This window comes from Methyloversatilis sp. S146-33, from assembly GCF_059552495.1.
In genome coordinates this window covers 91,310-97,309 of record NZ_JCANOT010000031.1, presented here as the reverse complement: position 1 = coordinate 97,309, position 6,000 = coordinate 91,310, and the positions used below count along the sequence as shown (strand labels likewise).

The window sequence follows — 6,000 nt, the reverse complement described above, 5'->3', positions numbered from 1 at the left end:
GAAGGTAGGTCAATCGGGCATTCTTGTGGGTGTTCATCCGGAATCCTGTTCGAGAGAGCTTGGGGGTTTGGCGATTTCCAGTCTCTCAGAACTTCTCCGGGTGAACACCCGAAACAACCTATTGAAGCTTCACACCTAGCGCCCCTCAGCCAATACTCACCACCACCTTGCCGACGTGGGCCTGGCTCTGCTGGTGTGCGAGTGCTGCGCGTGCTTCGTCGAAGCCGAACACGCGGTCGATGACCGGGTGGATCTTGTGCAGCGAGATCACCGCATTCATCGATTCGAACATTTCGCGCGAGCCGACGAACACGCCGCGCACGGTCGAGGTGGTGAACAGCAGCGGCAGCGGGTTGATTTCGCCGCCGGTCAGCACACCGATCAGGTGCGCCTGTCCGTTCTGGCCGAGTGAGGCGATCGAGCGCTGCAGCGTGCCCGGGCCGCCGACCTCGACCACGTGATTCACGCCTGCGCCGCCGGTGGCGGTGCGCACTTCCTGATCCCACTCCGGGTGGCTGCGGTAATTGATCAGCGTGGTCGCGCCCAGCGACTTTGCCTTTTCCAGCTTGGCGTCGCTCGACGAGGTGGCGATCACCTCGGCGCCGGCCGCCTTCGCCAACTGCAGCGCGAACATCGACACGCCGCCTGTGCCCAGCACCAGCACACGCTCGCCCGCACGCAGCGGGGCCGGGCCTTCGAACAGGGCGTTCCACGCCGTCAGCGCGGCGCAGGGCAGGGTCGCCGCCTCCTCGAAGCTCAGGTGAGCCGGTTTGGCGACCAGCGATTCCTGCGGGAACAGGCGGTACTCGGTGAGCACGCCGGGTGCGGTGCCGCCCAGGGTCTTGCCGAAATACGCCGGCTGCAGTCGACCGGCGATCCATGTTTCGAAGAAGGTGCCGATCACGTGGTCGCCAGCGGCAAAGCGGTCGACGCCCGCGCCGATCTCGACCACCTCGCCGGCGCCGTCGGACAGCGGGATCAGATCCTTCGAATCGACGCCGGGATACAGGCCCTGCAGGATGAACAGATCGCGATAGTTCAGCGACGCTGCGCGCATCTTGACCAGTACCTGACCCGGACCGGGGCGCGGGACTTCAGCGTCGATCATCGTCAGGCTGTCTGCATTGCACTGCTCACGATAGGCTTGATAACGCATTCGAGTGAACCTCCGTTGGATAGTGTCGTGGGCGCAGGGCTGGATCTGCGCCCGGATGGTGCCATGCCCGTGCGCGGACAGGTGTCTCGCAGGCGTCTGCCTATATAGACTGTCGGCCTGACCGATATGCCCTCCGGACGTCACATGCCGAAACTCCTGATCTGTCTCCGTGCCCTGCTGCTGGTTCTGTCGCTGCCTCTGGTCGAGGTGGCGCACGCGCTGGGCCCGGGCGAGCTGGCGGTCATCGTCAATGTGTCCGATCCGGCCAGTGTCGATGCCGGCACCTACTACCGCATCCGCCGCGGCATACCAGAGGCGAACCTGATCGAGGTGCGGCTGCCGCACGACCGCGCGGCACTGACACGCGCCGAGTTCGAAGCGCTGCAGGCGGAAGTGGAGCAGAAGCTGCCGTCCGGCATCCAGGCGTTCGCGCTGGCATGGACCAAGCCGTGGCGCGCCGGTTGCATGAGCATCACCTCGGCCTTCGCCTTCGGCTACGACGAACGCTTCTGCTCCGACAGCTGCGGGCCGACGCAGACCAGCCGGATGTTCAATGGCGGTCGCGCCATGAGCGAGGACATGCCGATGCCACGGCCGGCCATGCTGCTGGCCGGCGAATCGGTCGAGCAGGTGCGTCAGCTGATCGACCGCGGCATCGCCTCGGACTACAGCTATCCGAAAGGCAGCGTCTATCTGGTGCGCACCGAGGATTCCGCGCGCAATGTGCGCGCCGGCATGTTCGACGAAATCGTGCAGCAGGTGCGCGGCCTGCATTTCGAGACGCCGACGGCAGCCGAGGCGGGCGGGCGGCGCGACGTGATCGGCTATTTCACCGGTGCGGTCAGGGTGCCGGCGATCGACACGCTCACCTTCCTGCCCGGCGCGCCGGCCGATCATCTGACCTCCTTCGGCGGCCAGCTGACCGGCAACCGGACGCAGATGAGCGCCCTCGAATGGTTGCGGGCCGGCGCCACGGGCAGCTACGGCACCGTGGTCGAGCCGTGCAACCACCTCGGCAAGTTCCCGCACCCGGGCATCCTGATGACCTACTACGCCGAGGGCGAAACGCTGATCGAGGCCTACTGGAAAAGCGTGGCCTGGCCCGGCGAAGGCGTGTTCGTCGGCGAGCCGCTGGCGCGGCCCTTCGGCATGCGCACGACGCGCGACGACAAGGGCTGGTGGCTGGAAAGCCACTCGGCCGCCGGGCGCCGCGCCGTGGTCGAAGTGGCGCCGAGCGTGGTCGGGCCGTATCGCCTGGCCGGTACTGTGCAGATTCCCGCCGGACACGGGAGGCAGCGACTGAAGGTGGAGGCGGGGGCGGTGAGGGTCAGGTAGTCTGGCAGCTGAAATCCCGATAAGCGTTTGCCAGCCCGCTACGCAGGGTGGTCGTGGCTCGCCAGCCCATTCGATTCAGGCGTGACACATCCATCAACTTTCGCGGCGTGCCATCCGGCTTGCTCGTGTCGAACACCAGTTCACCGTCGAAACCCACCACCCTGCCAACCAGTTCAGCCAGTTCCTTGATGGTTACGTCCTCACCCACACCCACGTTCACCAGCGGCGGCTCGAACCGGCCGCTCACCGACTCGTCGCTGCCCAGCAGGCTCGTATAGCGATCGTCCGGCAAGTTCATCAGGAAGACGCAGGCGTCGGCCATGTCGTCGCTGAACAGGAACTCGCGCCGTGGCGTGCCGGTGCCCCAGATGGTGACCGTCCGGTCGCCGCGCTGCTTCGCCTCGTGGAACTTGCGCAGCAGCGCCGGGATGACGTGACTGTTCTCCGGATGGTAGTTGTCGCCCGGCCCGTACAGATTGGTCGGCATCACCGCCAGGTACTTCGTGCCGTACTGCCGGTTGTAGCTCCAGCACATTTCGATGCCGGCGATCTTTGCCAGCGCGTAGGGCCGGTTGGTCGGCTCCAGCGGGCCGGTGAGCAGGCAGTCCTCGCGCATCGGCTGCGGCGCCATTTTCGGGTAGATGCAGCTCGACCCGAGGAACATCAGCCGCGTAACACCGTGCTTCCACGCGCTGTGGATCACGTTGGCCTGGATCACCAAATTGTCGCGGATGAACTCGGCCGGATAGCTGTTGTTGGCGACGATGCCGCCGACTTTGGCGGCGGCGAGGAACACGTATTCCGGCTTGTGTTCGGCGAAGAAGGCGTCGGTCGCGGCGGCATCGGTCAGATCGAGTTCGGCGTGCGTCCGCTTGAGGACGTTCGTGTAGCCCTTCGCCTCGAGATTGCGGACGATGGCCGAGCCGACCAGACCGCGATGGCCGGCAACATAGATGCGCGCGTGCTTGTCCATGGAATGGTCCGCCCGCTTACTCGTGATAGTCGTAGGCCTGGAAGCCGGCCATCTTCACCAGCGCATCGCGCTTGGCGCTGGTGTAGTCGGCTTCGACCATTTCCTTGACCAGTTCCTGCAGCGTGGTCTTCGGCGTCCAGCCCAGCTTCTCGCGCGCCTTGGTCGGGTCGCCGAGCAGGGTTTCCACTTCGGTCGGGCGGTAGTAGCGCGGATCGACCTTCACGATCACGTCGCCCACTTTCACCTTGGCGCGGTCGCCGGTGACGGCGGCCACGATGCCCACCTCGTTTTCACCCTCGCCCTCGAAGCGCACCGTGATGCCAAGCTCCGCAGCGGCAAACTCGACGAACTGGCGCACGCTGTACTGCACGCCGGTGGCGATGACGAAGTCTTCGGCCTTGTCCTGCTGCAGCATCAGCCACTGCATTTCGACGTAGTCGCGGGCATGACCCCAGTCCCGCAGCGCGCTCATATTGCCCAGATACAGGCAGTCCTGCAGGCCGAGGGCGATGCGCGCGATGGCGCGCGTGATCTTGCGCGTGACGAAGGTTTCGCCGCGCACCGGCGACTCGTGGTTGAACAGCACGCCGTTGCAGGCGTACATGCCGTAGGCCTCACGGTAATTGACGGTGATCCAGTAGGCGTAGAGCTTGGCCACCGCGTACGGGCTGCGCGGGTAGAAGGGCGTAGTTTCCTTCTGCGGGATTTCCTGCACCAGACCGTACAGCTCGGAGGTCGAGGCCTGATAGAAACGGGTCTTCTTTTCCAGACCGAGGATGCGGATGGCTTCCAGGATGCGCAGAGCGCCGATGCCGTCGGCGTTGGCCGTGTATTCCGGCTCTTCGAAGCTCACCGCCACGTGCGACTGGGCGGCCAGATTGTAGATTTCGTCCGGCTGTACCTTCTGGATGATGCGCACCAGAGAGGTCGAATCGGTCAGGTCACCGTAGTGCAGGATGAACTTGCGGTTGTCGACGTGCGGGTCTTCGTACAGGTGGTCGATGCGGTCGGTGTTGAACAGCGACGAGCGACGCTTGATGCCATGGACTTCGTAGCCCTTCTTGAGCAGGAACTCGGCGAGATAGGCGCCGTCCTGGCCGGTAACGCCGGTGATGAGTGCGATTTTGGGCATGGCTTTCTGAGACCGGAAGTCAGAGACGAATTATCGCCCATGTGTGTGGCAATCGTTCCTGCCTGGAGGAAGCAGCGCTTCCAGCACCGCCAGGGTGCGCGCGGTCGCTCCGCGGTGCGCGCGGGCAAATGCACGGGCGGCAGACGCCATGCGCTGCCGCGCCTCAGGGTCGTCCAGCAGTGCGCGAGCGATGTCTGCGGCGTTCGTCTCGTCGGTCGCTCGCAGTGCGGCGCCTGCGTCGATGGCGTCAAGGGTTGCCGTCGAAAAATTGAACGTGTGCGGCCCGATTACGACCGGGCAACCCACGGCACACGCTTCGATCAGGTTCTGTCCGCCCAGCGGTCGCCAGCTCCCGCCGATGAGTGCGAGGTCGGCCAGCGCATACCAGGCGAACATTTCACCCATCGCGTCACCCAGCCATACGCGGGTGTTCGTGTCCGGGACCGCGCCGGTACTGCGCCGACATAGCGTCAGGCCGCGAGAGAGGATGCCGTCGGCGACCTCTTCGAAGCGCTGTGGGTGACGCGGGACCAGAACGATCAGAACATCGGACGGAAGCTCCGGCAGTAGGGCGTCCAGCAGCGGTGCTTCCTCGTCCTCGCGGGTGCTCGCCAGCAGCAGTACCCGGCGCGGGCCCAGGCCTGCGCGCCATTCTCTGCCGAGCTCGAACTGGCGGGCCGGCGGTTCGATGTCGAACTTCAGGTTACCCGCGACCGCAACCTGCTTCGCCCCGAGCGCGGACAACCGCGCCGCGTCCTCGGCGGTTTGCGCGACAAGCGCGGAGAAATCGCTCAGCACCGCGCGTACGAAACCACCCAGCCGTGCGTAACGTGCGGCCGAGCGCGCCGACATTCGGGCGTTTGCCAGCACAACCGGCACGCCGGCGCGGCGGCATTCATGCACCAGATTAGGCCAGATCTCCGTCTCCATTACGATGCCCAGGGCGGGTCGCCAGCGGCGCAGGAAGGCGCGCTGGGCCCAGGGCAGATCCCAGGGCAGCCAGGCGAACTCCGCGAAATCGCCGTACAGCTGGCGTGCCGTGACGCGGCCGGTCGCGGTCATCTGGGTGATCAGGATGCGGTGATCCGGGTGGCGCGCACGCAGCGCCGCCAGCAGCGGTGCCGCCGCTCGGGTTTCGCCGACCGACACCGCGTGCAGCCACAGCGTCGGGCGGGCAGGGGGCTGCGCGCCCAAGCCGAGACGGCCGCCGATATCCTCGAGGTAGCCGGGTTCCCGCCGGCCACGCATCCGGGTGCGCAGCAGCGCGAAGGGCAGACCGAGCAGCCAGATCAGGGTGTAGAGGGCGCGCATCATGAGGGCGCGAGCATAGCAGCCGGATGTCGGCAGAATTGACAGTGAGGGCGCCAGCGTGTGTAATTCGCGCGTTCAATCAATGAACGCACG

5 protein-coding genes are annotated in these 6,000 nt (G+C 65.8%); 1 reads left to right on the top strand and 4 read right to left on the bottom strand.

Annotated features, from left to right (window positions below):
• Positions 1 to 145: 145 nt before the first annotated feature.
• Positions 146 to 1,156: a zinc-dependent alcohol dehydrogenase family protein gene (locus AC51BJ_RS12915; protein WP_019915719.1), complete on the bottom strand. Its 1,011-nt coding sequence runs from the start codon at positions 1,154 to 1,156 to the stop codon at positions 146 to 148.
• Between the two features lie 144 nt (positions 1,157 to 1,300).
• On the opposite strand from AC51BJ_RS12915, the gene AC51BJ_RS12910 reads away from it, so the two are divergent.
• Positions 1,301 to 2,491, top strand: a complete 1,191-nt coding sequence (locus tag AC51BJ_RS12910; protein ID WP_496280484.1) for a TIGR03790 family protein — start codon at positions 1,301 to 1,303, stop codon at positions 2,489 to 2,491.
• Here AC51BJ_RS12910 and AC51BJ_RS12905 read toward each other — a convergent pair.
• From AC51BJ_RS12905 to waaA, 3 genes are read right to left on the bottom strand one after another with little or no spacing between them, the layout of a single operon-like run.
• Positions 2,484 to 3,464 carry a GDP-L-fucose synthase family protein gene (locus AC51BJ_RS12905; protein ID WP_496280483.1) on the bottom strand — a complete coding sequence of 327 codons (981 nt, stop codon included), beginning with the start codon at positions 3,462 to 3,464 and terminating at the stop codon, positions 2,484 to 2,486. The two genes, AC51BJ_RS12910 and AC51BJ_RS12905, sit on opposite strands and share 8 nt — an antisense overlap.
• 16 nt (positions 3,465 to 3,480) lie before the next feature.
• Positions 3,481 to 4,596, bottom strand: coding sequence for a GDP-mannose 4,6-dehydratase (gmd, locus tag AC51BJ_RS12900; RefSeq protein ID WP_496280482.1), 1,116 nt, complete (start codon positions 4,594 to 4,596; stop codon positions 3,481 to 3,483).
• A gap of 30 nt (positions 4,597 to 4,626) precedes the next feature.
• Positions 4,627 to 5,910 carry a lipid IV(A) 3-deoxy-D-manno-octulosonic acid transferase gene (gene waaA / locus AC51BJ_RS12895; RefSeq protein ID WP_496280481.1) on the bottom strand — a complete coding sequence of 428 codons (1,284 nt, stop codon included), beginning with the start codon at positions 5,908 to 5,910 and terminating at the stop codon, positions 4,627 to 4,629.
• Between the last annotated feature and the right edge of the window lie 90 nt (positions 5,911 to 6,000).

Excerpts from the sequence above, each read along its gene's own strand:
- AC51BJ_RS12905 (WP_496280483.1), bottom strand. The coding sequence starts at position 3,464 with ATGGACAAGCACGCGCGCATCTATGTTGCCGGCCATCGCGGTCTGGTC.
- AC51BJ_RS12915 (WP_019915719.1), bottom strand. The coding sequence starts at position 1,156 with ATGCGTTATCAAGCCTATCGTGAGCAGTGCAATGCAGACAGCCTGACG.
- gmd (WP_496280482.1), bottom strand. The coding sequence starts at position 4,596 with ATGCCCAAAATCGCACTCATCACCGGCGTTACCGGCCAGGACGGCGCC.
- waaA (WP_496280481.1), bottom strand. The coding sequence starts at position 5,910 with ATGATGCGCGCCCTCTACACCCTGATCTGGCTGCTCGGTCTGCCCTTC.
- AC51BJ_RS12910 (WP_496280484.1), top strand. The coding sequence starts at position 1,301 with ATGCCGAAACTCCTGATCTGTCTCCGTGCCCTGCTGCTGGTTCTGTCG.